28 protein-coding genes are annotated in these 25,480 nt (G+C 66.3%); 17 read left to right on the forward strand and 11 right to left on the reverse strand.

Going from position 1 to position 25,480, the window contains the following annotated elements:
* Positions 1-546 (forward strand): CGNR zinc finger domain-containing protein, encoded by a 546-nt coding sequence (locus NIBR502772_RS01865; RefSeq protein ID WP_141138831.1) that lies wholly within the window; start codon positions 1-3, stop codon positions 544-546.
* On the opposite strand, the gene NIBR502772_RS01870 is transcribed toward NIBR502772_RS01865, so the two are convergent.
* From NIBR502772_RS01870 to NIBR502772_RS01880, 3 genes are all read right to left on the reverse strand, one after another.
* Positions 543-914, reverse strand: coding sequence for a nicotinamide mononucleotide transporter (locus tag NIBR502772_RS01870; RefSeq protein WP_141138832.1), 372 nt, complete (start codon positions 912-914; stop codon positions 543-545). The genes NIBR502772_RS01865 and NIBR502772_RS01870 overlap by 4 nt on opposite strands.
* Positions 915-1,019: 105 nt before the next feature.
* A complete protein-coding gene (locus NIBR502772_RS01875) occupies positions 1,020-1,610 on the reverse strand; it encodes a hypothetical protein (RefSeq protein ID WP_141138833.1) in 591 nt (196 codons plus the stop codon).
* Between the two features lie 25 nt (positions 1,611-1,635).
* Positions 1,636-2,988 (reverse strand): MATE family efflux transporter, encoded by a 1,353-nt coding sequence (locus NIBR502772_RS01880; RefSeq protein ID WP_141138834.1) that lies wholly within the window; start codon positions 2,986-2,988, stop codon positions 1,636-1,638.
* 128 nt (positions 2,989-3,116) lie between these two features.
* Between NIBR502772_RS01880 and NIBR502772_RS01885 the strand changes: the two genes are divergently transcribed.
* Complete coding sequence (locus NIBR502772_RS01885) at positions 3,117-3,551, forward strand: DoxX family protein (RefSeq protein WP_141138835.1); 435 nt, start codon at positions 3,117-3,119, stop codon at positions 3,549-3,551.
* A gap of 96 nt (positions 3,552-3,647) precedes the next feature.
* Here NIBR502772_RS01885 and aztD read toward each other — a convergent pair whose 3' ends face one another.
* Positions 3,648-4,943 (reverse strand): zinc metallochaperone AztD, encoded by a 1,296-nt coding sequence (aztD, locus tag NIBR502772_RS01890; protein WP_141138836.1) that lies wholly within the window; start codon positions 4,941-4,943, stop codon positions 3,648-3,650.
* Between the two features lie 214 nt (positions 4,944-5,157).
* Between aztD and NIBR502772_RS22280 the strand changes: the two genes are divergently transcribed.
* Complete coding sequence (locus NIBR502772_RS22280; RefSeq protein WP_168223470.1) at positions 5,158-5,316, forward strand: hypothetical protein; 159 nt, start codon at positions 5,158-5,160, stop codon at positions 5,314-5,316.
* Positions 5,317-5,439: 123 nt separating this feature from the next.
* The gene (locus NIBR502772_RS01895; RefSeq protein ID WP_141138837.1) at positions 5,440-6,408 is read left to right on the forward strand and encodes an acyl-CoA thioesterase; all 969 of its coding nucleotides are present in this window, start codon (positions 5,440-5,442) and stop codon (positions 6,406-6,408) included.
* A gap of 30 nt (positions 6,409-6,438) precedes the next feature.
* On the opposite strand, the gene dnaB is transcribed toward NIBR502772_RS01895, so the two are convergent.
* Positions 6,439-7,821 carry a replicative DNA helicase gene (gene dnaB, locus NIBR502772_RS01900; RefSeq protein ID WP_058930676.1) on the reverse strand — a complete coding sequence of 461 codons (1,383 nt, stop codon included), beginning with the start codon at positions 7,819-7,821 and terminating at the stop codon, positions 6,439-6,441.
* A 690-nt stretch (positions 7,822-8,511) separates the two neighbouring features.
* On the opposite strand from dnaB, the gene NIBR502772_RS01905 reads away from it, so the two are divergent.
* Entirely contained in the window at positions 8,512-8,967 is a 456-nt protein-coding gene (locus NIBR502772_RS01905) for a hypothetical protein (protein WP_210412370.1), read from the forward strand.
* A gap of 2 nt (positions 8,968-8,969) precedes the next feature.
* Positions 8,970-9,542 (forward strand): hypothetical protein, encoded by a 573-nt coding sequence (locus NIBR502772_RS01910; RefSeq protein WP_141138839.1) that lies wholly within the window; start codon positions 8,970-8,972, stop codon positions 9,540-9,542.
* A gap of 67 nt (positions 9,543-9,609) precedes the next feature.
* Here the strand turns inward: NIBR502772_RS01910 and NIBR502772_RS01915 are convergent, their stop codons facing one another.
* Positions 9,610-9,990 (reverse strand): zf-TFIIB domain-containing protein, encoded by a 381-nt coding sequence (locus NIBR502772_RS01915; RefSeq protein WP_141138840.1) that lies wholly within the window; start codon positions 9,988-9,990, stop codon positions 9,610-9,612.
* 102 nt (positions 9,991-10,092) lie between these two features.
* Complete coding sequence (locus NIBR502772_RS01920; RefSeq protein WP_056341725.1) at positions 10,093-10,719, reverse strand: CE1759 family FMN reductase; 627 nt, start codon at positions 10,717-10,719, stop codon at positions 10,093-10,095.
* A gap of 451 nt (positions 10,720-11,170) precedes the next feature.
* Here NIBR502772_RS01920 and NIBR502772_RS01925 point away from each other — a divergent pair, with 451 nt between their 5' ends.
* The 8 genes from NIBR502772_RS01925 (at position 11,171) to NIBR502772_RS01960 (ending at position 18,297) form a co-directional block, all read left to right on the forward strand.
* Complete coding sequence (locus NIBR502772_RS01925; protein ID WP_141138841.1) at positions 11,171-12,262, forward strand: hypothetical protein; 1,092 nt, start codon at positions 11,171-11,173, stop codon at positions 12,260-12,262.
* A gap of 1 nt (position 12,263) precedes the next feature.
* A complete protein-coding gene (locus NIBR502772_RS01930; protein ID WP_141138842.1) occupies positions 12,264-13,094 on the forward strand; it encodes a glycosyltransferase in 831 nt (276 codons plus the stop codon).
* On the forward strand, positions 13,084-14,367 hold the full coding sequence (locus tag NIBR502772_RS01935) for a lipopolysaccharide biosynthesis protein (protein WP_141138843.1): 1,284 nt from the start codon (positions 13,084-13,086) through the stop codon (positions 14,365-14,367). The genes NIBR502772_RS01930 and NIBR502772_RS01935 overlap by 11 nt, the downstream gene beginning before the upstream one ends.
* Positions 14,368-14,375: 8 nt before the next feature.
* The gene (locus NIBR502772_RS01940; RefSeq protein WP_141138844.1) at positions 14,376-16,154 is read left to right on the forward strand and encodes a glycosyltransferase; all 1,779 of its coding nucleotides are present in this window, start codon (positions 14,376-14,378) and stop codon (positions 16,152-16,154) included.
* Positions 16,151-16,492, forward strand: coding sequence for a hypothetical protein (locus NIBR502772_RS01945; RefSeq protein WP_141138845.1), 342 nt, complete (start codon positions 16,151-16,153; stop codon positions 16,490-16,492). Before NIBR502772_RS01940 ends, NIBR502772_RS01945 begins: the two co-directional genes overlap by 4 nt.
* Positions 16,489-16,704: a hypothetical protein gene (locus tag NIBR502772_RS01950; protein WP_141138846.1), complete on the forward strand. Its 216-nt coding sequence runs from the start codon at positions 16,489-16,491 to the stop codon at positions 16,702-16,704. The genes NIBR502772_RS01945 and NIBR502772_RS01950 overlap by 4 nt, the downstream gene beginning before the upstream one ends.
* Entirely contained in the window at positions 16,701-17,753 is a 1,053-nt protein-coding gene (locus NIBR502772_RS01955) for a hypothetical protein (RefSeq protein ID WP_141138847.1), read from the forward strand. The genes NIBR502772_RS01950 and NIBR502772_RS01955 overlap by 4 nt, the downstream gene beginning before the upstream one ends.
* A gap of 121 nt (positions 17,754-17,874) precedes the next feature.
* Positions 17,875-18,297: a DUF1801 domain-containing protein gene (locus NIBR502772_RS01960; protein ID WP_141138848.1), complete on the forward strand. Its 423-nt coding sequence runs from the start codon at positions 17,875-17,877 to the stop codon at positions 18,295-18,297.
* A 171-nt stretch (positions 18,298-18,468) separates the two neighbouring features.
* Here NIBR502772_RS01960 and rplI read toward each other — a convergent pair whose 3' ends face one another.
* From rplI to rpsF, 4 genes are all read right to left on the reverse strand, one after another.
* Positions 18,469-18,921 (reverse strand): 50S ribosomal protein L9, encoded by a 453-nt coding sequence (gene rplI, locus NIBR502772_RS01965; protein ID WP_056341694.1) that lies wholly within the window; start codon positions 18,919-18,921, stop codon positions 18,469-18,471.
* Positions 18,922-18,938: 17 nt separating this feature from the next.
* The gene (gene rpsR, locus NIBR502772_RS01970; RefSeq protein WP_003800144.1) at positions 18,939-19,178 is read right to left on the reverse strand and encodes a 30S ribosomal protein S18; all 240 of its coding nucleotides are present in this window, start codon (positions 19,176-19,178) and stop codon (positions 18,939-18,941) included.
* Positions 19,179-19,306: 128 nt separating this feature from the next.
* The gene (locus tag NIBR502772_RS01975) at positions 19,307-19,888 is read right to left on the reverse strand and encodes a single-stranded DNA-binding protein (protein WP_056341689.1); all 582 of its coding nucleotides are present in this window, start codon (positions 19,886-19,888) and stop codon (positions 19,307-19,309) included.
* A gap of 72 nt (positions 19,889-19,960) precedes the next feature.
* Entirely contained in the window at positions 19,961-20,266 is a 306-nt protein-coding gene (gene rpsF, locus NIBR502772_RS01980) for a 30S ribosomal protein S6 (protein WP_011693941.1), read from the reverse strand.
* Positions 20,267-20,692: 426 nt separating this feature from the next.
* On the opposite strand from rpsF, the gene NIBR502772_RS01985 reads away from it, so the two are divergent.
* From NIBR502772_RS01985 to NIBR502772_RS01995, 3 genes are all read left to right on the forward strand, one after another.
* A complete protein-coding gene (locus NIBR502772_RS01985; protein WP_141138849.1) occupies positions 20,693-23,386 on the forward strand; it encodes a LuxR family transcriptional regulator in 2,694 nt (897 codons plus the stop codon).
* Between the two features lie 242 nt (positions 23,387-23,628).
* On the forward strand, positions 23,629-24,792 hold the full coding sequence (locus NIBR502772_RS01990; protein WP_246848663.1) for a DegT/DnrJ/EryC1/StrS aminotransferase family protein: 1,164 nt from the start codon (positions 23,629-23,631) through the stop codon (positions 24,790-24,792).
* Positions 24,789-25,424, forward strand: a complete 636-nt coding sequence (locus NIBR502772_RS01995; protein ID WP_056341684.1) for a NeuD/PglB/VioB family sugar acetyltransferase — start codon at positions 24,789-24,791, stop codon at positions 25,422-25,424. The genes NIBR502772_RS01990 and NIBR502772_RS01995 overlap by 4 nt, the downstream gene beginning before the upstream one ends.
* Positions 25,425-25,480: the final 56 nt, after the last annotated feature.

A 25,480-nucleotide genomic window follows, 5' to 3' on the forward strand; every position in this document is an offset into this window, starting at 1 on the left:
ATGGTCTTTGCACCTGACACCGAAATAGCCCTGCGCACCGTCGTCAACCTGATCAACACCGCCGCCAACGGACGCGAATCGCTCGCCACGGTGGCGGACCTGGATCATTTCCTTCAGTCCGAGGGGTTCAGTGGAGCCCGCGCCCGCGATGCGGCGGAACTGTCGAGTGTCCACGAACTGCGCGGGCGGCTTGCCGCCCTCTGGACTGCAGACGAAGACTCTGCTGTGGCGGGCGTCAACCGCCTGCTGCGCGAGGCCAACGCACTCCCCCAGCTGATGAAGCACGATGAGTGGGACTGGCATCTGCACGCCACTGCCAGGGACGCGCCGCTGGCAGAGCGCATGGGCACCGAAGCCGCCATGGCCCTGGCGGACGTCATCCGGAGCAAGGAGATGGACCGCATGCTCGTGTGCGAGGCCGAGGACTGCGATGCCGTGGTCCTGGACCTCAGCCGCAACCGGTCGAAACGGTATTGCGATACCGGCAACTGCGCCAACCGCGCGCACGTGGCAGCGTACCGCGCGCGGCAGGCTACTGTTCGCTAGGAGTGGCTGGTGCCGGTACCGTCAGCGTCCGGAGCCTCAGGGGCGCCGCCGGCCTGGCTGGGGCCGTGTCCCCCGAATCCGTGCGACGGTTTCCGGGCTGAACTCAGGTTGACGCCGGACCCCTTGCCCAGGTGTTCGGAGTTCTCCTTGTGGCTCATGGCCAGCATGGCCGCGATCACCAGCGTGACGATGAACGCGATGCCGGCGCCCGTGAAGGCGAGGTCGAACCGCGGGGTCTTCGAGCTGCCGCCGGAGGCGAAGATCAGCACCGTAACAAAGGCGAGGACGGCCCAGAACGCAGAGAACATCAGCGGCCCCTTCACCGAGGTCCGCAGCTTGCGCGGTTTTCCTGGTTTCTGGTCTGCCAAGGTAGTTCCTCTCCTACAGCCATGCCGAAGGGCGTGCTGGTTCGAATGTGTGTGGGGTTGTTCCGGGCGCGTTTTCTACGCCGGGTAGAACCTTTCGCTTCTAGTTTACGGCTTCGTGGAGGCGGGCCGGGAATCGTGCCTTAGAGTCAGCCCCGACAGGACCCAGAGCACACCGGAGATGATAGCTCCGCCGCCGGCGACGCCCAGCAGGGCATGGGCTCCGAGGCTGATGAAGAAGGGCAGGATCGCCGCGGTACCAAGCCCGATGATGCCCGAGGCCAGCCAGTCGCGGGCCAGCACGTGCCGGCGGCGATACTTGAGGCCGCAGTACAGCTCCACGGCTCCGGCCAGGCCAAGTCCCACTGCCGCAACGACGCCGAAGACGCGGTCCCCGTGAAGCAATGCCAAGGCAACACCAGCGCCTGCCAGGGTGGCCCCTGCGGCGGAGAGGATCTTGCCGGGCATGCCGTCACGCGCGTAGCCGGTCTTCGGGATGGCCCAGAGGACCAGCAGGCCCGTGGCCAGCAGGTACAACCCGCCCGCCCAGCCCATGACCTGGACCGACGGTCCGGCCCAGAAAATGGTCGCGGCGCCGAACAACAGTGCGGCCACGGCCCGGAGCAGAACCGGCTTCCACAGGTCTGCCTGCTGGGCGGCGCCGGCGGGAGCATCTGTGGGTGTCAGTGGTTGGTTCACCGGTCCAGTTTAGTGGCCGCCGGCCCTATGGCGAACCCAGCACCATCCAGCGGTCCGACCGGGCGCGCAGGCCCAGCGTCAGCGCCCGGGCGGCCATGTAGCCCAGCGCAAACGCGGCCCACAGCCAAACGAGGCCTGCGGCGGCGGACATGCCGGAGACGGCAACGGCCACAAGCATGGGGACGTAGACAGCGAGGTTGACCACGCCCGCCAGCGCCAGGTACCTGGCGTCTCCGGCGCCGATCAGCACGCCGTCCAGGACAAAAACATACCCGGCAAGAGGCTGACCGGCTGCCAGGATCCACAGGGCGTAGGTCAGCACGGACTGGACGCCGGCGTCGGAAGTGAACAGCACCCCCGCCCAAGGCGCCGCGACGGCCAGCAGGGCTCCCGTGACCAAACCGAATCCGATGCCCCAGCGGATCATGGTCCGGGTCAGGTGCCGCGCCCTGACGGGATTGGATGCGCCCAGTTCCTTGCCGATCAGGGCCTGAGCGGCGATGGCAAGGGCATCGAGGGCAAAGGCGAGGAACGAGAAGATGGTCATGGCCAGCTGGTGGGCCGCCAGGTTGACGGCACCTTGCCCCGTGACCACAAATACCGTGGCCAGGATGGCGATGCGCAGGCTCAGCGTGCGGAGCATAAGCCACGAACCGACCCGGGTCATTGCGCGGATGCCGCTCCAGTCGGGCCACAGGCTGATGCCGTGCCGGGCGGCATTGCGCTGGACCATCACCAGATAGACGGCCGCCATGGCCCATTGCGCCACGCTGGTGCCTGCCGCCGAGCCCGCAACGGACCAGTCCAGCCCGTAGACCAGCCACAGGTTGAGGACAATATTCAAGGCAAAGCCTGCGGTGGCCACGAGCAGCGGCGTCCTGGTGTCCTGCAATCCGCGCAGGACGCCGGTGCCCGCGAAGATGAGCAGCATGGCAACCAGGCCGGGCATGGACCAGCGGAGATAGTCAACGGCGAACGAGCGAACGTCACCCTCCGCCCCCATCAGGGCCACCAGCGGTTCAGCGGCCCAGAAGCCGGCCACGGCCAGGACCACGCCGAGCAGAAGTGCCAGCCAGACGCCGTCGCGCCCTGCGGCGAGTGCCTTGCCCAGCTGGCCGTGTCCCATCGCGCGGGCCACCGCCGGGGTAGTGGAGTAGGCGAGGAAAACCATCAGGCCGACGGCGGTGTGCAGCACGGCGGAGGCGAGCCCCACCCCGGCCAGCTGGGCCACGCCAAGATGGCCCACAATGGCCGAATCCGCGAGCAGGAACAGCGGTTCGGCGATCAGTGCGCCGAACGCCGGCACGGCGAGCCGCAGGATTTCCCGGGCATGGCTGGCGGGACGCTGGACGGCAGCGGGGGCGGATTGGTTGGGCACGGTTTCAGCCTAACGGCCGGCACCGCCCACCTGGCTGCTCCGCTTCCGTGACGCAGGAAGTCATGACAAAGGACACAATGGCGATCCATTAGTTGACACTTCAACTAATGGTCAGAGAGACTCGATTTATGAATCAGTCACGCCTCACCACCACTGCCATCACCGTCCTGCGCGTCGCCCTCGGCTTCCTCTTCGCCGCCCACGGCTGGCAGAAGTTCAACGAATGGACCATCGCCGGCACCCAGGCGGCGTTCACCCAGATGGGCGTTCCGGCAGCCAACGTGTCAGCGCCCTTCGTCGCTGGCCTCGAATTGGCTGGCGGCATTGCCCTCATCTTGGGCGTACTCACCCGCGTGGTGGCCGCCCTGCTGGCCGTAAACATGATCGGCGCCTTCTTCCTGGTGCATGCCTCGGCAGGAGTCTTCGCCGACAAGGGCGGGTACGAACTGGTGCTGCTCCTGGGCGCTGCCGCCCTGGCACTCGCACTCACCGGAGCCGGCCGCGTCTCTGTGGACCGCGTCCTGTTCGGCCGCAAGGGCTCCAAACTGGCAGTCCTCGCCTAAGCGGACTCCTCCTCCTCGAGCAGCGCCCGACGGCGGACAGGCACCCAGGTGCCCGTCCGCCGTCGGGCTTTTAACGTCTTTGCAGTGGCAGGAGCGTCAGCCGGTCACCCCGGTCAATTCGTTGGGCACGTGGTCCAGGTCCGTGCTGTTGACGATTTTCCCGGATTTTAGATCCACGGCATGGATCCTGGAAGCCGCCGGCTCCGTGATGAAGGCCGTTGAGCCCTGGACAAACAGGGTAGGGCGGGGATCCTGCCAGGCATCCGGCTCCGTCCAGGCGCCAACCACGGAAATGGCAGCGGTCTCCTCGCCCGTCGTCGGATCAATCACATGAAGCGCCCCGTCCGTGCCCAGCACCAGAGCCTCCCCGCCCGGACCGCGGCCCAGGGAACGGAAGGAATAGCTGGCGCCCAGGTCCACCAGCTGGAGCGTCCCGGTGTCCGTGCTGACCAGCGAGATCCGGGTGGGCCGCTCCAGGTCGGCGTCCCTGTCCACCTTGTAATCGCCGAGGATCACGGGAGATTCATGGCTTCCGGCCTGGTTGCCCATGCGGCCGTACGGGTCAGGGCTTGCAACCTTGGTGAAGGCGCCGTCGCGGTAGACCAGCATGCCGTCCTCACAGCCCACCACCACGGTTTCATGGCCCGCCACTGCCTCTCCATGCACACCGGGGCACTCCTCGTTGCGGAGCAGTTCACCTCGTCCCTGCCCGCCGGCATTTCCCGGCGCACTCAGCAGCGCCAGGCCAGTGCGGCCCTCCTCGTTCCCGAGGGTGACCAGCAGCTTCCCATCCTCCAGCGCGATGGCGACGCCGTGGTGGGCTTCGGGTGCGGTGTAGGTGCTGGTCTCGGGCAGGCCGGCCTTGAGTGCGTCGGTCAGCGCGGCCGGATCAAAGACCTCCACCTTCCCTGAACCGTCATTGAACAGCACTGTCTTCCCGGCATGGTTGACCACGTGGCCGGCCTTGCTGGCGCTAAAGGCCCGGTCCGTCAGCCGAGGCGCGGCGGCATAGGAGTGCCCATGGTCGCCGTGCGCCTCGGTCCACACACCGGCATCGAAGACGCGGAAGGAATCTCCGGTGGCCACCAGAACGTGGCGGCCGTCGCCCGCCGGGCTGAGGCGGTTGAAGCCTTCCAGCGGCACTTCCTCCACGGGCTTCAGAGTCTTCGCGTCAAGAACCGTGATGCCCGCGTCGTGGGTCAGGACCAGCCGCGGGGTGGGGGCCTGGCTTTCCTTCGCCTGCCCTGCTGTGGCAGAAGCGGAAGTGCCGGCCGAGTCAGGGCCTGCGCCCTGCGACGGTCCGGAGCCCGCGCCCGGAGCAGCCCCGCACGCCGTGAGGAGTAGTGCCGAAACCGCGAGAACTGCCGGGAGGGCCTGCGGATAAGTGTGCATATGGCCGGGATGTGGGTGAGTTTTTATCATATCGCTAACGATAGTCATTATCAATAGTGATGCAAATTTGGATGACCTCGGCCGCGTCATGGCGGGACGCTCAAGGCGTCGCATTTTCACCCAAGACAACACACTTGACATCAAAAACTCCCAGAAATCCACCAGGAAACCCTTGACCTCTATAACGTTGTACAGGAACGCCCAGCATTGCCAAGTGGAACTGGGAAACCGGGTCCAGCGACCGCGTCCTGACGGCGGCCGGAACGAAGTCAACAACAGCACCAAGGGCACCCCGGCCGCACCCAGCTTCTTCATCGGAGTGGGCATGGAACTGCCCGTACAGCCGGATATCACCTATACCGGCGCAAAGTAGCCTCCTGTAGTCCACAGGAAGAACTGCCCTGTCCGCCCCAAAAGGGCGGGCGGGGCAGTTCCTGTTGCAGGCATGTGTCGGCCCCGACCCTCCGGTAACACGGCGCCTCAGTAAGATCGCAGCATGACTGAGACCGCGGCCAATTCCGTAACCCTCCGCTTCCTGGCTGCCCCCACGGATGTGGGCCACAGCGGCTCGGTGGATGCGGGGACCGTCCTCGAATGGGTGGACAAGGCTGCGTACGCTGCCGCCGTGGGCTGGGCCAAGTCCTACTGCGTCACCGCCTACGTGGGCAACATCCACTTCGCGGACCCCGTGAACAGCGGCGACATGGTGGAGGTGGAGGCCACCATCGTCTACACCGGACGCTCCTCCATGCACATCCGGACCGTCGTCTCGTCAAGCGACCCCAAGGGCGGGCCTGCCACGATGCGCAGCCAGTGCATGGTGATCTTTGTGGCGGTCGGCGACGACGGCAAGCCCATACCCGTCAAACAGTTCGAACCGGTCACGGCCGCGGAGATCGAACAGCGGGACCACGCCCTGGCGCGGATCAAGGTCCGTGAACGGATTGTCGAAGCCATGAACGCCCAGGAATATACCGACGCCGGGACCGCCGAACGCGTGACGCTGAGGTTCATGGCGGCCCCCACGGACGTGAACTGGGGCGGGAAAGTGCACGGCGGCATCGTGATGAAGTGGATCGACGAAGCCGCCTACGTCTGCGCGTCCCGCTACTGCGGCATGGACACCGTGGCGGTCTTCTCCGGCGGCGTGCGCTTCTACCGGCCCCTGCTGATCGGCCATCTGGTGGAGGTAGAGGCCAGGCTGGTCTACACCGGGACCAAAGGCATGCACATCGCCGTACATGTGCGCTCCGGAGATCCGAAGGGCAAGGAACTGAACCTCACCACGTATTGCCTCACGGTGATGGTGGCGCGCGACGCCGACGGCAACTCGGTGCCAGTCCCCGGCTGGGTGCCGGTCTCGGCGGAGGACAAACGCCTGCATGCCCACGCCCGCGAACTGCTCGAGATCCGCGGGACCGCCCCGGGGAACCGGCTGCCCAACCACCTGCTGGGGCAGGGCTAAACCAGCCAGCCAGCTCCGGCAGGAACGGTCCTAGAAGCCGCTGCCGCCGGCGTCGGCCGCCATGTTGGCGAAGCGCGAGTAGTGACCCTGGAATGCCACCACGATGTCCTTGGTGGGGCCGTTACGGTGCTTGGCGATCAGGATGTCCGCCTCGCCCGCACGCGGGGATTCCTTGTCGTAGACGTCCTCACGGTGGAGCAGGATGACCATGTCCGCATCCTGCTCGATGGAGCCGGATTCGCGGAGGTCAGAGACCATGGGCCGCTTGTCCTGGCGCTGCTCGGAGCCACGGTTGAGCTGCGACAGGGCGATGACCGGAACCTGGAGTTCCTTGGCCAGCAGCTTCAGCGCACGGGAGAACTCGGAGACTTCCTGCTGGCGTGACTCCACCTTCTTGCCGGAGCTCATGAGCTGCAGGTAATCCAGGATCACGAGCTTCAGGTCATGCTGCTGCTTGAGGCGGCGGCACTTGGCCCTGATTTCCATCAGCGACATGTTCGGGCTGTCATCGATGAAGAGCGGGGCATCATTCATCCGGCCCATGGTAGTGGCGATCTTGGACCATTGCTCGTCCTTGATGGTGCCCTTGCGAAGGTCCTGCAGGCCGATGGTTGCCTCTGCCGACAACAGGCGCATGGCGATTTCGTTCCGGCCCATTTCGAGCGAGAACATCACGGTTGCCAGGTTGTTCTTGATGGCGGCCGAGCGGGCGAAGTCCAGGGCAAACGTGGACTTGCCAACTGCCGGACGGGCGGCAATAACGATCATCTGCCCCGGGTGCAATCCATGGGTGAGTTCATCGAGTTCGTAGAACCCCGTTGGCACACCGGTCATGCCTTCCCCGCGGTGTCCGGACGCTTCGATCTCGTCCACCGTGGCTTCCATGACGTCCTTGAGGACCACATAGTCCTCTGCTGTGCGCCGCTCCGCGACGGCGTAAACCTCGGCCTGTGCCTGGTTGACCAGGTCCTCCACCTCACCGTCCGAACCGTATCCCAGCTGGACGATTTTGGTGCCTGCGTTGACGAGCCGGCGCAGAATGGCGCGCTCTGCCACGATTTCGGCGTAGTAGCCGGCATTGGCGGCCGTAGGGACAGTCTGGATGAGCTCGTGCAGGTAGGCGGGTCCGCCGATCCGGTTGATCTCTGCGCGCTTGGTCAGTTCGTCCGAGACCGTAACCGCATCCGCCGGCTCGCCGCGGCCGTAGAGGTCGATGATCGCCTCGTAGATGGTCTCGTGTGCAGGCCGGTAGAAGTCCTGTCCGCGGAGGATTTCCACAACGTCAGCGATGGCGTCCTTGGACAGCATCATGCCGCCGAGGACGGACTGCTCAGCGGGAATGTCCTGTGGTGGCTTACGGCTGCCTTCTGATCCGCGGGTACCCTCGATCGAGTCCAGGTGCGTTACTGACAAAGCTGCCGTCCTCCATAGTGTGCCGCGACTTGATGCGGCGAGTAAGTCATTCACCTGCCGGGATGCCCTCCTGCGGGACCTCCACGGGACGGCATACGTTCAGGTCTATCAGCGGCCTCCGACAATGAAGCCCGGCGGGCCCGATTGAAGCCTCCGCAACGTTGAGTCTGCGCAACGCGCGTGGGAGTTATCCCCATGTTCCGCAAGTTATCCACAGAAAGCGCCGCAGCAGCCGGACCGAAGTCCTCCACTGCTGCGACAGCACATGTGCGCGACGGCGTCACAGCACCCCAAAAGCAGGTATCCCGCAACGGTAGCCGCCACCGCCTCAGCGTCCAAGCCCACCAACCCCGAGGGCTGTGGATAACCTGTGCACTAAGGGGCATAGCTTGTGCACAGCCTGTGGGTGAACCTGTGGAAACAAAAAAACTTTTGCCGTATATAGGCGTCTGACCTGCGAAAACGTTCGTCGAGCATGTGGACTAAATTCTTTTTTTCGCAACCTTCATCCACAGCTTGCGGCGCGGCGCTGTTGAAAGATCCGGATATCCGGGCACCTCCACCGGCGATTCATACCCGTTTAGTGATGCATCGCACACCTGCCGGCATCTTTTGACGCCACAGCGAATCGGCTGTATGCAACGGCCGGAATGTGCTGTGGATAACGGGCATCTGGCATAAGCTCTGACTATGGGCGATGTACTGATGGTGTTTCTGCCGGCCGGCGTGTTGGCGGCAATAATCTGGGCATTTACGACGGCCCTCAGACCCCGTAATTCCGGGACGTCCGACGCCGAGAAGTACCAGCAGGACCTGGCCCGGCGCTCCGCGGAGCACTATGCCGAGCAGGTACGCGTGGCAACAGCCGTGCGTGCCCGCCTGGAAGCCAACACCCGGCCCAGCCAGAACGAACAACAGCAATCGCAGCAGGAAGACCACGCCCGGGCAGCACGGCGCGGGCAGTCCGGAGCGGGTGCCGGCCAGTATGGCTATGCGGCGCTCCCCGGCGGGATTCTGGACCCTCAGCTGGCCATGCAGTTGCAGACAATGGTGCACGACGGGCACAAGATCCAGGCCATCAAACTCCTCCGCCAGGCAACCCAAACGGACCTGGCGACAGCCAAAAAGTATGTAGATCGGCTTTAGAAATGGAATCGCTCGTGATCCCCGTTATCATCCTCGCGGTCGTGGCCGCCGGTGTCGCATTGGCTGCCCGGGCGGTCAGCAGGCGGCAGGCGGCCGTCAAGCAGGCCGGCACGGCCCCTGCGCCGGATCCGGTTGAGGTGGCCCGCCGCGCCGCCGCCAAGCTCTCTGAGGACCAGCACCGCAGGTTGTACGCGCTGATTGCCCAGGGACAGGCGATGGCGGCCATCAAGCTGTACTACGAGGCCACAGGAGAAGGACTGCGGGCATCCCGGGACGCGGTGGGGGCGTTGGCCGCCCACCCGCAGGCCTACCGCAGCCCTGCCGCCGAAGCGGCGGAGGCGGAGCCCGACGATGACGACACGCCCCAGCGGTTCCCCTACCGCTACCGCGCCATTGCCAGCAAGGGAGATGTGACGCGTGAGGTCAGCAGCAATATGCTCAACGACGAGATCTACGGCCGCATCCGCACGTTGGCGCGCAGTGGCGATACCGAAGGCGCCGCCACTGCGCTGACCAAGCACTCGGACATCTCCATGAAGCAGGCACGCGAGTTCATCGCCCTCCTGGACGACTAGGGCTCCTGGGCGGCTACGCTCCCGGACCCCAGGGCTCCCAGCCGCGGCACAGTGCACCGTCCGGCCGTCAGAAGTCGAAGATGTCTCCCAGCCAGCCTTCCTTCTTTTTGGGCCGCCGGCGGTCGTGGTCGAGGTCATACGCCGGCTTGTCGTACTTCCGGTCGTCGTAGCGCGGCTGGTCGTAACGGGGCTGCTCGTACCGCGGCTGCTCGCGGCGGGGTTCAAAGTTCGGATACAGCGGGGGCGGAACCGGAGCAGCGACAGGCGCCGCGGCCGCCGGGCGCGCCGGCGTAGGAGCGCGGCCGTTCATAGCTTCGTTGGCGCGGTCGATGATCTTGTCCAGCTCACCGCGGTCCAGCCAGACGCCGCGGCACTGCGGGCAGTAGTCGATCTCGACGCCGCTGCGTTCGCTCATTATCAGGTCAATTGAATCCACAGGACATTTCATGTTCCGGTCAACGACCGGGAACACCGAATAGTTCAGACGCCGGGATCCCGGGCGCTGACGGGGGAGCTTTGCGGACGGGCGCGGACTTTGCGGACCGGCGCCTTAGCGTCCGCCGGAAATGCCTGCCAGGAGCTGTGCGAACGGCAGGGACTCCAGTGCCGCCGGCTTGCGGCCGGGCTGATCCTCCGCGAGGAGGGCGGCAAACTCAGCCGCCGCCCGGTCGATCCGCGATGAGAGGGGCGAGCCGCCGTCGTCCGTGTTTCCCCAGTCCTGGGGGCCGGCGAAAACGGCCGTAGCGGCCATCCTGGTGCGCAGGTAGCTGAACAGCGGGCGCATCGCGTACTCGAGGACCATCTGGTGGCGGTCCGTGCCGCCAGTGGCACCCAGAAGGACAGCCTTCCCGTCCAGGGACTTGGGGTCCAGGACGTCAATGAAGGACTTGAACAGGCCGCTGTAGGAAGCGCTGAACACCGGGCTAACGGCAATGATGCCGTCGGTTGCCTCCACGCCGGCAATGACATCCGCCAGGCGAGGGGCCGCATAGCCGGTGACAAAGTTGTTGGCGATGTCCACCGCGAGGTCCCGGAGCTCAACGACCTCAACCTTCACCTCGAAACCCGCATCGGCGAGGCGGTGCTCTGCTGCAGCGGCGAGCTGGTCGGCGAGCAGCCTGCTCGAGGACGGCACGCCCAGGCCGGCGGACAGTACGGTGATGCGGCGGGTTTCCACTTGGACTCCTGAGGTTCGGTACAGCCTATGCTACATGTGTTTGCATGTATCGAGATAACCGATGCCTGTCCGCGTTTATTCCAGCGGTGCCAGGTCACCGGCGGTTGCACTCCGGGCGGCATGAAACGAGTATTTGCGTTTTCCGGGATTCGCGGGAGGGGCACCCCGGCTACCTAAGCGCTTACGCGATAAGTCCCCAATGCACCTAACAGATCACTTGGCGCTGCCCCTCCACACCTAGCTCTGGCGGGAGCACGAAATTCCCTATGTAGGACGCGATACAAAAAGCGAGTACTCAATACTGGTGTTTACCTGGCCGGGCTGGTCATATGCTCAATTTACGGGCAGAGTCACTCGGCCGGGGGTTTCGAATTCCTCTAGAGGCACTGGCTGGATTAGTCGCCGGGGCCGAGACACCAACCGACCGAGACCACCCAGACAGGAGACGACCATGCGCACCTGGCAGAGCAAGGCACTGCACTTCGACATTCACGGCCGCATCACGATCCGCGTCGACGCAAAGGCGCCGTCAGCGACCCAGCTCCAGAGCATGTTGGCGTGTTTCGCCACCGACACCGAACGGCCGGCCGACATCGTCGTCGACGCCGGGCCGGAGCCAATGCCGGATGCGGGTCTGCTCGAGCACGAGCTCGCGTACACGGGGAACAGCGTGCGCTTCCAAGCCGATCGGGTCCAGATCGTGAGGGACGCAGAGCAGTGGCGCATTCACGGGCCGGGCGAGCTGTTGACCTCCGTGGTCCCTGTTCTCGATGTCGCCATGGTCGGTCGAGGAGCCGGCATGATCCACGCGGCAACGATGGCGTACCGGGGTCACGCGATTGCGCTTCCGGCCGCCGGAGGGACCGGTAAGACGAGCACCGCTGCCAAGCTGATGCGGCGCGAGGGGTGGTCGTTCATGGGTGACGACTGGGCCTTCCTCGCCGAGGACGCCACACTGCTCGGCTACGCGAAGCCGATGTTCATCAAGCCGCACCACCGGGCCATCTACCCGCACCTTTTCGAAGGTGTCCGGAAACCCCTCGTCCCGTCACAGCTCTCGAAGAGCGTCGGCCGTCTCACGACGGTGGTGCATCCATACGTCATCCGTTATCCGCGCCTCGCGGACTTCTCCAGGCGATGGTCGCCGGAGCACCGCATGGTCGAGGCGGGGACCGCGTTCCCGGGGCGAGAAGTGACGACCTCGGCCCCGCTCGCGGCTGCCATCTACATCGAGCGCTTCGAGGGCGCCCGGTCTCGGATCGTCGAGCGGACGAGCGACTGGATGGTCGACCGCATGATCGGCAACTTCCACATCGAGATGGCGGGCTTTTCGCAGCGGGTCGTGACTGGCCTGGCGGCCACGTCCGTCCTCCCGTGGCGCGAGCACTTCGCGGCGAAGGGGGTCGTGCTGAGCAAGGCACTCGACGGACGTCCCTGCCACCTGCTGCAGGTGCCCTCCGCGTACACGGCGGACGAAGCGTCGGACGACATCGTCCGGTACCTCGAGGAGCTGCTGCCGTCGGTCCTCGACCAGGAGGCCTGAGGTGCGGGACACAGAGAGTCACAGCCTTGCCGAGGTCACCGCGGTCGTTCCGGCCCGCAACGCGGAGCACCTGCTCCCGCGCTGTCTGGGGGCCCTGCGTCAGTCAGGTGTAGCCGAGATCATCGTGGTGGACGGATGCTCCACCGACCGCACCGTCGAGCTCGCCCTCGCGGCCGGTGCCCGGGTCCTGAGTGACGAGGGGCGCGGCCTGCCATGGGCTCGAACGCTCGGTGTGCAGAGCAGCAGCACCCGTTGGGTCCTGCTCGTCGACGCCGACGTCGTGTTCGGGCCCGCAGGGGTTGCCGACCTGCTCGCGGAGCTGGTCGAGGGCGGCTACGACGCCCTCCAGGCCGGTCTGGAAAGTGTCGCCGGACCGGGCTACTGGGGGCAGGCGCTGGCACATCACCATCGCACCGGCCGCAGCCGCAACTGGTTCGGGCTCGTGGCGACGGTCGTGGACCGGGACCTGATGCTGGGCGTGGGTTTCGACGACTCGTTCAAGTCGGGAGAGGACATCGAGCTGCGTTGGCGGATGCGGGAGTCAGGGCTGCGAACGGCGGTGTCACGCCGGGTCGTCGTCGAACATCGTTTCGCCGCAGACGACTTCGACTTCGCGCTCGACCAGTTCCTCATGGACGGAACGGGTCTGGGACGTATGGTCCGCAAGCACGGCTGGCGCGGTGCGAGGTTGGCGCTGCTGCCCTTCGCCGCGGCAGTCCGGGGCAGCGCCTTGAGCCTCGCCGCGGGCCAGCCTCGGTGGCTGCGCTACTACTTCGCCTTCTGCTGGTATAACTACGCAGGCCTGGCGAAGGGGTTGCGTCGTGAGCGCTGAGCGGGGGACCACTGTCAGGGACGGCTCGACCGCCCGGCACTCCGCCTTGCGCAGCTCGCTCGGCCTCATCGTGGGCAAGGCCGCCCAGACAGGCGCGGGTTTCGCCTTCTGGGTAGTGGCCGCGCGCGCGACGTCCGACCGTGAAGTCGGGCTCACCATGGCCGCCGTCGCGGCGGTGATGATCTGCACGCAGCTCGCGGTGCTGGGCGCCGGGTCGGCCGTGATCGTCGCGGTGGGGCGAGGGGAGCCGCCCGCGCGGGTGCTGGACGCCGCGTTCGCCATCGTGGGGGTCGCCGGCACCGTGCTGGCCCTCGGCTACCTCGTGCTGCAGTCGGCCGTGACGCCGGACACGGCCTCGCTATCGGTTCTCTTCTGGCTCACGTTCCTCGTGGCTGCCGTCACCGGCACCCTGGTCATCGTGCTGGACCAGGCGCTCGTGGCGTTGGGACGCGGTGCCAGCGCGAGCTTAAGATACGCGTTGGGCGGCGGGGTCTCACTCGGGGCTGCAGCGCTCGTGGCCTGGAGGGCGCATGGCGCCTCCGCCGACGTGCTGATGGCCTGCTGGACCCTCGGGACGACCGTGGCGTGCGTGGTCGGCGCAGTCCAGCTGCGAAGACTGGTCGGCTACCGGCCGCGGTTGTCCTTGCGCCCGGCGCGCGGCCGTCCACTGCTGGCGGTGGGCCTTCCGTACCAGCTCCTCACCCTCACCGAGCGCGCTCCGGGGCTGGTGCTGCCGCTCCTGCTCGCGCACATGGTGGCGCCGGAGGCAGCTGCCTACTGGTATCCCGCATGGATGATGGCCTGGGCCGCCTACTCCGCTCCGATGCTGATGGGCATCGTCCAGTTCTCCGAGGGTGTCCGGGACCCGGCCCGCCTGGTGTCGACCACCTGGGCGAGTCTCCGTTGGTCACTCGTCGTAGGAGGTCTGACTGCCGCCGTCCTCGTCCTCCTCGCTCACCCGCTGCTCAGCCTGCTGGGGGAGCGGTACGCCGACTCGTCCGCCGGAGCTCTGCGGTGGTTGGCGGCCGGACTGGTGCCGTACGCGGTGCTGCAGGCCTACAACGCCGTGTGCCGGGCCCTCGGTCGCTACACGGAGGCCATCGTGGTCGGCGTGATGCTCGGAGTCGCCCTCTGCGCCGCAGCGCTGTGGACCGCCGACAGGGGCCCCACCGCCATGGCCCTTGCGTGGCTGGTGGTGCTCTCCATTGTGGCCGCGGCGGTCGGACTCCGGCTGGTCGCCGTCCTCCGACGCATAAGGAAGGACGCACGATGAGACACTCGGTGACCGGCACGGTCGATGCGACCAGCCGCACGGAGGGACGCTGGAAGCCCCGCGACGTGTGGTGCGCACTGGCGGGCGTCGTGTCGCTGGCGCTTGCCGCGGGGGCCGCCTCCACGGTGGCCGTACCCGTGAACAGCGACCTGGGGCTCGTCGCCGTGCTGCCCTACCCGTTCTGGGCGGGGGTTCTGCTTCTGAACGTCGCCTTCGTCGTGGCGCTGCGGGGGGATGCCGCGGGCCCGGCGCGCCGCCCGGTCATGGTGTGGCTCGTCGTGGTGCTCGTGCTCGTGCTCTTCGGGACCGCAGCCTTCGTGACGGACGTACCGCGGGGTGAGGTCGCGTTCCGTCATCTCGGCATCGCCGACGCCCTCTCGGGCACCCAGGGGATCGCGCCGGACACCGACGCGTACTTCAACTGGCCGGGTTTCTTCGCCCTCCTGGCGGCGGTGCTCGAGGCGACCGGTCTCGACCCGGTGGCCGTTGCCCTGTGGGCACCGGTGCTCAACATGGGTCTGTGGCTCGCTGCCCTGGGCGTGCTGACGGGCTACCTGACGCGCGATCCGCGACGGCGCTGGCTCGTGCTCTGGATCTTCTGTCTCGGCAACTGGCAGGACCAGGACTACCTGTCTCCCCAGGCTTTCGGCTTCTTCCTGTACCTCGTCGTGGTCGCGCTGCTCATCGGCCCGTTGGCCGCGCGGACCCCCGAGTTCCACGGCTACCGACGCGCCGACCTGGCGGCATGGTGGCGAGGGCGGTCGCCCGCCGAGCCCCGGCCGGGGCACCGTGTGAGCGCCCTCGTGGTGACCCTATTGCTCGTCACTGTCATCTGCGCGAGCCATCAGCTGACGCCGTTCATCGTGCTCATCGCCATCACCGCTCTCACCCTGAGCGGACGTGTCTGGCCCAGCCGGCTGCCCCTGATCACCGCCGTCGTGCTGACGCTCTGGCTCGTCTACCCCGCGAGTGCATACCTCATCGGGAACCCACCCCTGGCGGAAGCAGGACTGCTGGCCGCGACCGAGGCGAACGTCATCGACCGCCTGAGCGGGACCGCTGGTCACGTGCTCGTGGTGCAGGTCCGGATCGTTCTCACCCTCGTGTTGTGGGCACTCGCCGCGGCGGGGGCGGTGCGCGACCGGCGCAGAGGACGTCTCGACATTCGGGTAGTCCTCCTGGCCGTCGCCCCACTGCTGCTCTTCCCCGCGCAGCTGTACGGCGGGGAGATGCTCATCCGCGTCTCGCTGTTCGCGCTGCCCTTCATCGCCTTGCAGGCGTGCTCGGTCCTCCTTCCCACGGACGGCAGCACACGCCCCTCCTCCCGCGCCGCGGGGGGCCTCGTCCTCACCTGCTTCCTGCTGGCCGTGCTGACCGTGACGGGCCGTTTCGGGAACGCCCAGTATGACGTCTTCACCGACCCTGAGATCGCCGCCGTCGCCGCCGTGCAGCGTCTCGCGCCCCCCGGCTCGACGATCATCTCGGCTGCCCACCCGACGCCGTGGCGCAGCGAGGCCTACCTCGACCACCGGGCCCGGACGATCGACGACATGTGCCGGTCCGACTTGTCGACGGCGACGTGCGGCCCACTCGTCTACGACTACGCCCGGCACAGCCCTGGCGGTGCCGTCGTATTGCTCACGCGCTCGTCGGAGGCGAGTCTCGTGCTCCAGGGCTCCAGCAGCACGGGCGGCTTCGCCGAGCTGGAGAAGTGGCTGAGCACGCAGGACGGCGTGGAGCTCGCGTTCAGCAACGTCGACGCACGCGTGTACCGGGTGACGCCATGAACGGCGTCAGCGTCAGCCGGCACACCTTGGTGCTCGGTCTCGCGGCCGTCGCGCTGTCGGTGGTGACGCTCGTCGGGCTGCCCACACCGCTGCAGGCGGTCGCCGCGATAGCGGTCCTGATCCTGCTCCCGGGGCAGGCACTGGCCCGACTCCTGCAGGTGACCGACCTCGCGCTCAGCGCTTTGCTCGTCCTGGCGCTCGGCCTCGCCACGCTCACGGCGGTCTCCACGGCGATGTTTTACCTCGCTGTGTGGTCCTGGCAGGCGTGCGTCGTCACGATGGGCGTCATTACCGTCCTCGCGTGCCTGGCACGCGCACGACAGGAGGCCGCGTCATGATCGACGTCATTATCAACCTGGCGGGACTGCTCGCGGCTGCCGCCCTGCTCATCACCCTCATCGCGCTCGAGGTCCGACGCGCCGGACCAGATGCCGGGCAGCCCACTCGCCTGCGGCTCCTTGGCCTAACGGTGGGCCCCATGGTCGTCGCCGTCATGTGGACGTTGTACGTGCTCCTCTTCCTTCCGCGATTGCTGGGACTGCTCACGTGAGCCTCGCGGCGAGGTGGTGGCTCCTCAGCGACCTCCACCTGGGCGTGTCGGACGACGACCCCCGCTCCCCCGGCAGCGTGCTGCCCGAGTTCCTGCGCCGCGAGGTGCTCGCAGCCTCCGGTCCGCAGCAGCACGTCGCCTTCGTCGGTGACACGTTCGAGCTGGCCGGGTTCACCGAGGACGAGAGCCTGGCCCGGCTTGAGTCCATCCTCGCCCGCCACCCAGAGACGTTCCGGGCGCTGGCGGCGTGTGCCGCGCGCGGCGTGCAGCTGCACTTCGTGTGCGGCAACCACGACGTGGAGCTGGCCCGGCCCTCGGTTGCCGCCCGACTGTCGGCGCTGCTGTCACCCGCCGAGCCCACGCGGGTCCGGGTGCACCCGTGGTTCCTGCACGTGCCCCACGTGCTCGTGGCCGAGCACGGGCACCAGCACCACGCGCTGCACCGGATGCCCGAGGTACTCCGCGCGGCGGTCAACGGCACCGACGAGCTGAACCTACCCCCGCTCGCCGCCTGGAACGCCCATCCGTCGAGGTCGCGCCTGAGCCGTGCCGGGGCCGTTGCCCGGGCCTGCCTGGCGTCCGAGCGGGCGGAACGCCGAGTCCGGGAGCTTGCGTACGACGAGCTGTTGCAGACCGAGTCACTGCGGCTCGCGCTCGACGGGGTGGCCGTCCGGGACCTGGCGCGCCTGTCCCGGTTCCGGACGGTGTCGGCGCTCCCGGTCGCCGCGACTCGCATGGTGCTCGCGGCCGCCGGGCACAGAGTCGCCGGCGAGGAGGCTCCTGCAGCAGCGGGCCGGTTCGCACGTACGCTCGAGGAGCACGGTTCCGGGGTGGCCTGGTACGTCTCGGGCCACACCCACCGGGCCCTCGAGGCGGCGATCGAAGCGTCTCCCACCCGGTACGTCAACACCGGCACGTGGTGTTCGGACGTCCGTGGTCGCGGACCTGACCAGTCGGACCGTCGGGCGTTCCCGTACGCCGTGGTCGACGTCGCCGGCGACGGCACCACCAGCGGCGGGCTGCGGTACTGGCGTCCGGACGGTGGCTGAGCCGTACCGGTGTCAGCGCATCGCCGGCGGCGAGCGGGGGAAGTATTCTGGCTCACCGCCGCAGGTCATTACCCGGACCGGCGTGGCTGACAAGTGACCTGGGCTCTGCCAGACTTCCGTCATGGCTGAAAACAAGACCCAGGCAACCGGCGCCTCAGTGGACGAATTCCTGGCCGCAGTGGAGGACCCTGTCAGGCGCCGTGATGGCCTGCGGCTGCTGGCGCTCATGAGGGAGATCACCGGCAAAGAGCCCGAGATGTGGGGGCCGACCATCGTGGGCTTTGGGCGGTACCACTACAAATACGAGAGCGGCAGGGAAGGGGACGCGGCGGCGGTGGGCTTTTCACCCCGGAAGGCAAGCCTCTCGCTCTACGGGCTGATGTACGGGCCCGATGCTGCGGAACTGCTGCCCCGGCTCGGGAAGCACAAGACCGGTGCGGGGTGCCTGTACGTGAACAGGCTCGACGATGTGGACCAGGCGGTGCTGGCCGAGCTGATCAAGGCTGGCTACAGGCACGTGACCACAGCCCTTCACAGCCCCTGACTTCCCGCCTCCTGGCCAAAGCAACGCGGGGTCATTTAATGCCCCTCAAGAGGCTTTTTTCGGGCACTAAGTGACTTCGCGTTGCCTATGGAAGAGGGCACCAAAAACCCCCGCCGCCGGTGACGGCAACGGGGGTTTTTGTGCAGTTTGAGGCTGCGTAACCGGAAAAGGCTACTTGCCTGCGACTACGTTGAGTTCGATCACAGCGGCAACGTCAGCGTGAAGGCGGACGTTGGCCTGGTAGGAACCAACCGACTTAATGTGTGCCGGCAGTTCAACCTTGCGCTTGTCGATTTTGCCAAGGCCAGCGGCCTCAACAGCGTCGGCTACGTCGGCCTGCTTGACGGTGCCGAACAGGCGTCCGGTCTCGCCAGCCTTGACGACGAGCTTGACCGGCTTGGCGGAGAGTGCAGCGGCCTGCTTCTGAGCGTCTTCCAGGGAAGCGTGCTCGCGGGCGGCGCGGGCAGTCTTGATGGACTCAACCTGCTTCTCGCCACCCTTCGACCAGGTCAGGGCGAAGTTGCGGGGCAGCAGGTAGTTACGTGCGTAACCGTCCTTGACCTCGACAACGTCGCCAGCGGCACCGAGACCGGTTACTTCGTGGGTCAGAATGAGCTTTGCCATGTTAGTCAGTCCCTTCCTTAGCCGCGGCCAGCGCCGGAGTAGGGCAGCAGTGCAACTTCGCGGGCGTTCTTGATTGCCTGGGCGATCTTGCGCTGTTCCTGCACCGTGACGCCAGTGACGCGACGGGCGCGGATCTTTCCGCGGTCGGAGATGAACTTGCGCAGCAATGCTACGTCCTTGTAGTCGATGACAGTGATGTCAGCGGCCTTCAAGGGGTTGGACTTTGGTTTGGGCTTACGGAGTTCAGCCTTAGCCATCGTGGAGCTCCTATTCTATGGAGCCCGTGGATGTTGATCCACGGGATGGTGGTGGTCCGACAGCGGCAGCCGCATCAGGTGCCTTGCGGCACTATCGGCGGTCCCGGCGTCGGGCCTAAATGATTGGTTTAGAAGGGAGGTTCGGAATCGGGGCCGTTGCCCCAGCCGCCACCTGCATTGGAGACACCGGGCGTCGCCCAGGGATCCTCCTGTGCAGCCGGCTGGTTGCCGCCACCGAAGCTTCCACCGGAGTTGCCGCCCTGGTTTCCACCAGTGTTGCCGCCTCCGAAGCCACCGCCGCTGTTGCCGCCGCCGAAGCCACCCTGACCACCCTGACCGCCGGAGCGCTGGGTGCGGTTGACCTTGGCATTGGCGTAACGCAGGCTCGGGCCGATTTCATCGACTTCGAGCTCGATAACGGTGCGCTTTTCGCCTTCTTTTGTTTCGTAGGAACGGCTCTTCAAACGGCCGGAAACGATCACGCGCATGCCCTTGGTAAGGGACTCGGCGACGTTCTCGGCTGCTTCACGCCAAACCGCTGCGCGGAGGAACAGGGTTTCCCCGTCCTTCCACTCATTGGACTGGCGGTCAAAGGTGCGCGGGGTGGAAGCGATGGTGAAGTTCGCGACTGCCGAACCTGACGGTGTGAACCGCAATTCCGGGTCACTGGTGAGATTACCGATGACCGTAATAGTGGTTTCGCCTGCCATCTACTGCCTCCTTGTTCGATCCTGGGTGAAGAATTCGATCCTGCGGGTAAAGAATGAAAATCGGAGCTGAAATTACTCAGCAACAACCTTCTGCTCTTCGGGGCGGGTGATCTTGGTGCGCATGATGGTCTCGTTAAGAGACAGCTGGCGGTCAAGTTCCTTGGCGGTGTCCGGCTTGGCGGTGAAGTTCACCACGGCGTAGATACCTTCGGACTTCTTCTTGATTTCGTAAGCCAGTCGACGACGGCCCCAGATGTCAACCTTTTCGATGGTTCCACCATCGTTGGTGATGACGTTCAGGAACTTCTGAAGCGACGGCTCAACGGTACGCTCTTCGACCTCGGGGTCGATGATTACCATCAATTCGTAAGGACGCATATGTGAACCCACCTCCTTTGGGCTAAGCGGTTACGGCATTTCCGTAACAGGAGGTTCATTTGCGATGCCGTGCGATGCCCGGCCAACAGAACGGAGGCAGGGCGCAGCACAGACTTCAATATCTTAGTGCATTTGGACCGGATAGGCGATTCGCGCTTGACTCAAGGCTACGCGTAGCGCGCGCGTCGCCGGAAGCGTCCGGCGGCTTATGTGGATAACCCGGAAAACAAGCTCCGCGCCTGAGGCAAAAAGTCTCTGGTGCACGCCGCGGAACAGGGCTATATTTGCAAGAACGGCTGGGTACCGTGCTGGACGCAATGACGCGGCCAGGATAGCCGGTCCGCGTGTCGCGCAAGCGGCTGGATGGACCCAGGATTTTGGATAGAGCAAGCAGTTCGGTCTCCTTCTTCGATGGATGGGGACCACATGTCGTTAATTGGCAGAAGCAGGGAATTGGACCGGATACTCTCCGTAATCAGGGGTCCTAAAGATTCAGCCCTCAAGGTGGTGGGCCGGCGTGGGATGGGCAAATCCGCCCTCCTGTCCGAGATTCCCCGCCTTTCCGACTTCCGGACCGTTTTTCTCACCGCGAGCGTGTCCGAGTCCGACTGGCCGCTCTCCGGCCTTACCGCGCTCCTCACCGGCATCGATGACCCCGTCCTTAACCGCTTCGCCGATGAACTGCTCCGCGATTCCAGCGGCGCCATGAACGTCCCCACTGTCTCCACCATGCTGCTCAACGGGCTGCACCAGCGCTCGTCGTCCCGGACGGTCATCGTCATCGATGATGCCGACCAGCTGGACCCCAGCAGCCAGGCCGTGATCGGCTACCTGGCACGCCGGCTGACCGGGACGGACATGGCACTGTTTATGAGCGTGCGGGAAGAGACTGCCGACAGTCCCTTCGCCTCCCTGCCGGCCCTCCAGCTGGCGCCGCTGAGCTACAACGACACGGTCCGCATGTTGGAGTCCATTCCGGCTCGGCAGACCGCGACTGCGGCGGTCCACGCAGTTGCCGCGGCCACCCAGGGGAACCCGCTCGCCGCCGTCGAGCTTTTTGGGCTGCTGCTGGATCGCCAAGCCGAGGGAAAATACGCACTCCCCGTCCCGCTCCCCGGCAAAGGCAGCTTCGAGGCCGAGTTCGCCGCCACCGTGGGCGGGCTCTCGCCAGGTGCGAGGCAGGTCCTGGACCTCCTCTCGCTGTCCTGCCGCAGCGATATCGCCACCTTGGAACGGGCATGCGACCAACTGTGGGGCGGGATCGACGAACTGCTGGCAAATGGCATGGTCAACAGGTCCGGACCACACCTGAGGATCCAGGACCAGCTGCTCCGGGGCTACGTCTATGCTGCCATGACACCGGCAACGCGGACCGCCAGCCACCGTGCCATGGCGGCCGCGGCGGAGCCCGCGGATCCCTATGCCCACCGCTGGCATCTGAGTTTTACCGCTTTGGAGCGGCAGACTCCGTTTGGCCTGCTCCGGTTTGCCGTTGACCTGATCCGAAGCGGCGAGGTGCCCTTCGCCGTCGAGTACATTGAACGGGCCCTGACGATCAACCCCTGGGAAGCGGAGACGACCGCCAGGCTCACCACGGTGGCCGAACTGCTGTTGAACAGGGGTGAGTTCGTCTACGCCAAGCGCTACCTGGACTGGGCCCAGCGGGTGACGCGGAACCCTGCCTTGGTCCTTCGACTGACAGGCCTCGCCTTCGAGATCCAGTTCATCCAGGGCGGCGCCGTGCGGTCCAGCATGGTGCTCCGGCTGGTGAAGGAACTCGGACAGCATGATCCGGCATTTGCAGCCCGCCTGCTCGTGGCCGGTGCGCTGTACTACGCGGACCGTTGGGAGCTTGAGGACGCCACCGGCCTGGTGCAGTACGCCGAGAAGTACATGGACCATGCCTCCCCCGACTGCCTGGCGCTGGCGGAGAGCGCCCGGCGACTCATCGAGGTGATCGGCGGGAAGTCCGGACAGTTCAGCCGCAAGCCCGACGGCGGGAACGAAACGGTGGCGGCCCTTCTGGTACAGGGCCGCGCGCTGGCCTATGCCGAACACCATGCTGCCGCCCAGGAGGCCTTTGCCCGGGTGCGGAACGTCCTGGAGGCCAGTACCGTCAATTGGCGGGAGACCGCCAATTTCTTTGCTGTGGACAACGAAATCCGTGCCGGCAACGTCCGTAAAGCCGTGAAACTGATCGAGGACCTTGAACTGGCCGAACCGGAAACCAAATACCACCGTGGAATGCGGCACGTCTTCCGGGTCTGGCGGGCCAATGCACTCGGAAACGAGGAACTCGCCCACGCCTACGCAACAGACGCACAGCACTTCTCCGGGGCGGAAAGCCACCCGGCCATCACGGCGCAACTGGCCGCGTGCCAGGGGCACTTTGCCCTCATGCGCGGAAATCTCGCCGAGTCCTTCGCGCAGCTGTCCCGGGCCGCGGAGATCGGCCAGGCCTTCAGCAACCCGACTCTGCTGCGCTGTGAGGCCGATCTGGTGGAAGTCCTGGTCAGGCTGGGCAGGCACAGGGAAGCCGCCCAGGCACTGTGGCACTTGGAAAGCCGGGCGGTGGGCCTGCGTTCGCCCTGGCTCATGATGGCGGTTGCCCGAAGCCGGGCGATGCTGGCTGACGGCGAGCAGTCCCTCCAGATGTTCAACGATGCACTTGCAAACAGGAACGCCCAGGAGTCCCTGCTGGAACGCGCCAGGACACTGCTCTGCTACTCCGAACGCCTCAACGCCTTCGGCCGCATTCGGAGCGCCCGGGACGGTCTGCTTCGTGCCAAAGTGATGTTCGACGAAGCGGGTGCCCATGCCTGGGCCCAGCACGTTGACTCGCTGCTGCTCGACGAGCGGGTGGAACCAGCCGGCACGCCCGACAATCCGGCGATGCTGATGCTTGCAGACCACGAACGCGTGCTGGCCCGAATGGTGGCCCGCGGGATGCGGAACAAGGAAATCGCGGCCACCCTCTATGTGTCCGTCCGTACCGTGGAGGTGCGCCTGACTGCGATTTACAGGAAGCTCGGAGTCGAATCACGAGCCCAGCTGACGGCCCTTGCGGCCGGCAAGGCAGCCGCCCTGGCTAAGGAGCCGTTCGTCCTTCCTGCCGTCTAGGACAGTGGCCGGGCGGCGTGCCCCCGGATGGGTGCGCCCCGCCGCCGGGCCCCGGCTGAGGCGCCGGCGTTGCAGGTACCCGCAGTTCCCGCATTGTTCCCGGCCAGCGCCCGCAGTACCGCCTCCGTTCCGCACCGGAACGGGACGGAACGGACTAATTTTGCAATAGGCAATGCACATCCCGGAACTGCACGTGGGAAGGACTCGGACATGAGAACGGCCACCAGGAAGGCCGGTGCACGGTGACTGCGGAAACCGTCCTTGCGCGCATCAACGTCATGGAACCCTGGCTCGGCGACAAAGAAGCGCGGGCCGTGGCGGACGTCCTGGCCTCCGGTCTGCTCTCGCAAGGGCCCAAGGTCAGGGAGTTCGAGGCGAGGTTCAGCGTTTCTCAAGAAGTGCGCCACGCCGTCGCAACCTCCAGCAGTACCACCGCCCTGCACTTGGCGCTGATAGTGGCCGGCATCGGTCCCGGCGATGACGTGGTGGTGCCGTCGCTGGCCTTCATCGCCACGGCGAATGCGGTGACGTATATCGGGGCACGGCCGGTTTTCTGCGACGTGGACCCCGCCACCGGGACTGTGACGGCGGCAACGGTCCGGGCGGCATTGACCCTGGACACGCGGGCCGTGATCGTGGTGGACCAGTCCGGCGTCCCCGTTGACCTGGACCCCGTCCGCGAGTTGTGCGACCGTCACGAAATCACTGTGATCGAAGACGCCGGCTGCGCCGTTGGCTCGAAATACAAGGGCAGGCCCGTGGGCACGGGGGCCGACATTTCCGTGTGGTCGTTCCACCAGGACAATGTGCTGACCACTGGCGAGGGCGGGATGCTGACAACCCACCGGGCGGACTGGGCGGCACGGGCCCGGAGCCTCCGCGGCCACTCCCTGAACGTGCCGGCGGCGGACCGTCGCGGACCCCGCATTGCCGCGCCGGAGGTGTACGTCGAGATCGGCTTCGACTACCAGATGACGGATCTGCAGGCCACCGTCGGCATCGTGCAGCTCGGCCGGCTGGGCGAGATAGTGGCTCGCCGCCGGGAGATCGCCGCGAAGTATGAGGCAGGGCTTTCCGGCCTGGCTGGTCTGCGGTTCGTGGCCGACCCACCGTACGGGACGGCCAACTTCCAGTCCTTTTGGGTCGAAGTCCTCCCGAATTTCGCCATTGACCGCGAAGGGCTCCTGGCCCGCCTGGCCGACGCCGGAATTTCGGCGCGCCGCGGCGCCATGGCGGCTCACCGGCAGCCTGCCTACCGGTGGCGCCAAACTGGCAACGCAGGGCTCCAGAACACCGAACGGTTGACGGACCGGACCCTGGTTCTCCCGATTTTCCACGGCCTGGACAACGTGGGCCTGAACCGGGTCATGAACACCGTACGGGCGGCCGCCGGTGTACGCCGGTGAGCGAACTCGTGCTGATCGCAGCAAGCGGGCTGGCCCGGGAGGTCCTGACCATGGTCCGCGCCAGCGGGCAGTACGACGTCGTCGGGCTGCTCGACGACGACAAGGAAATGGCAGGCGTCACCGTGGACGGCGCGCCGGTGCTGGGGACCATTGACGACGCCTCCAAGTTCACGCACGCCCTGGTGCTGGTCTGCCTGGCCTCGGGAAAATCCCGGGAAACCGTGGTGGAACGGCTCGCGGCCCAGGGCGTGCGCGATGCCCGGTACGCCACCGCGATCGACCCCACCGTTGAGTGTCCCGAGGGTTGCCGGATCGGCCGGGGCAGCATCATGCTGCGGAATGTGACGCTGACGGCTTCGGTCACGCTTGGGGCTCATGTTGTGGCCATGCCGTCCGTGACTTTCACGCACGACGACGACGTGGCGGACTTCGCGACGTTCGCGGCCGGTGTGTCGCTGGGCGGCGGAGTCCGGATCGGCCGGGCGGCCTACCTGGGACTGAATTCCAGCGTACGTGCACGGACTTCAGTGGGGTCCTACGCGACCGTTGGAAATGGGGCGGCAGTGTTGAGCAACGTACCCGACGGCGAAACATGGGTCGGCGTCCCAGCCCACCCTATCGATCAGGAATGAGGCAGGGAAAGCACTCCGGTGGCAAGGCGCACTCCATGGCGGGGGCCAGCTTCAGT

The organism is Pseudarthrobacter sp. NIBRBAC000502772, assembly GCF_006517235.1.
Taxonomy (GTDB): Bacteria; Actinomycetota; Actinomycetes; order Actinomycetales; family Micrococcaceae; genus Arthrobacter.

Bases quoted from the DNA above. Each gene is read 5' to 3' on its own strand.
- NIBR502772_RS01865 (WP_141138831.1), top strand. From the start codon at position 1: ATGGTCTTTGCACCTGACACCGAAATAGCCCTGCGCACCGTCGTCAAC.
- NIBR502772_RS01885 (WP_141138835.1), top strand. From the start codon at position 3,117: ATGAATCAGTCACGCCTCACCACCACTGCCATCACCGTCCTGCGCGTC.
- aztD (WP_141138836.1), bottom strand. From the start codon at position 4,943: ATGCACACTTATCCGCAGGCCCTCCCGGCAGTTCTCGCGGTTTCGGCA.
- NIBR502772_RS01895 (WP_141138837.1), top strand. From the start codon at position 5,440: ATGACTGAGACCGCGGCCAATTCCGTAACCCTCCGCTTCCTGGCTGCC.
- NIBR502772_RS01905 (WP_210412370.1), top strand. From the start codon at position 8,512: ATGGGCGATGTACTGATGGTGTTTCTGCCGGCCGGCGTGTTGGCGGCA.
- NIBR502772_RS01910 (WP_141138839.1), top strand. From the start codon at position 8,970: ATGGAATCGCTCGTGATCCCCGTTATCATCCTCGCGGTCGTGGCCGCC.
- NIBR502772_RS01915 (WP_141138840.1), bottom strand. From the start codon at position 9,990: ATGAAATGTCCTGTGGATTCAATTGACCTGATAATGAGCGAACGCAGC.
- NIBR502772_RS01925 (WP_141138841.1), top strand. From the start codon at position 11,171: ATGCGCACCTGGCAGAGCAAGGCACTGCACTTCGACATTCACGGCCGC.
- NIBR502772_RS01945 (WP_141138845.1), top strand. From the start codon at position 16,151: ATGAACGGCGTCAGCGTCAGCCGGCACACCTTGGTGCTCGGTCTCGCG.
- NIBR502772_RS01950 (WP_141138846.1), top strand. From the start codon at position 16,489: ATGATCGACGTCATTATCAACCTGGCGGGACTGCTCGCGGCTGCCGCC.
- NIBR502772_RS01960 (WP_141138848.1), top strand. From the start codon at position 17,875: ATGGCTGAAAACAAGACCCAGGCAACCGGCGCCTCAGTGGACGAATTC.
- rplI (WP_056341694.1), bottom strand. From the start codon at position 18,921: ATGGCAAAGCTCATTCTGACCCACGAAGTAACCGGTCTCGGTGCCGCT.
- rpsR (WP_003800144.1), bottom strand. From the start codon at position 19,178: ATGGCTAAGGCTGAACTCCGTAAGCCCAAACCAAAGTCCAACCCCTTG.
- NIBR502772_RS01975 (WP_056341689.1), bottom strand. From the start codon at position 19,888: ATGGCAGGCGAAACCACTATTACGGTCATCGGTAATCTCACCAGTGAC.
- rpsF (WP_011693941.1), bottom strand. From the start codon at position 20,266: ATGCGTCCTTACGAATTGATGGTAATCATCGACCCCGAGGTCGAAGAG.
- NIBR502772_RS01985 (WP_141138849.1), top strand. From the start codon at position 20,693: ATGTCGTTAATTGGCAGAAGCAGGGAATTGGACCGGATACTCTCCGTA.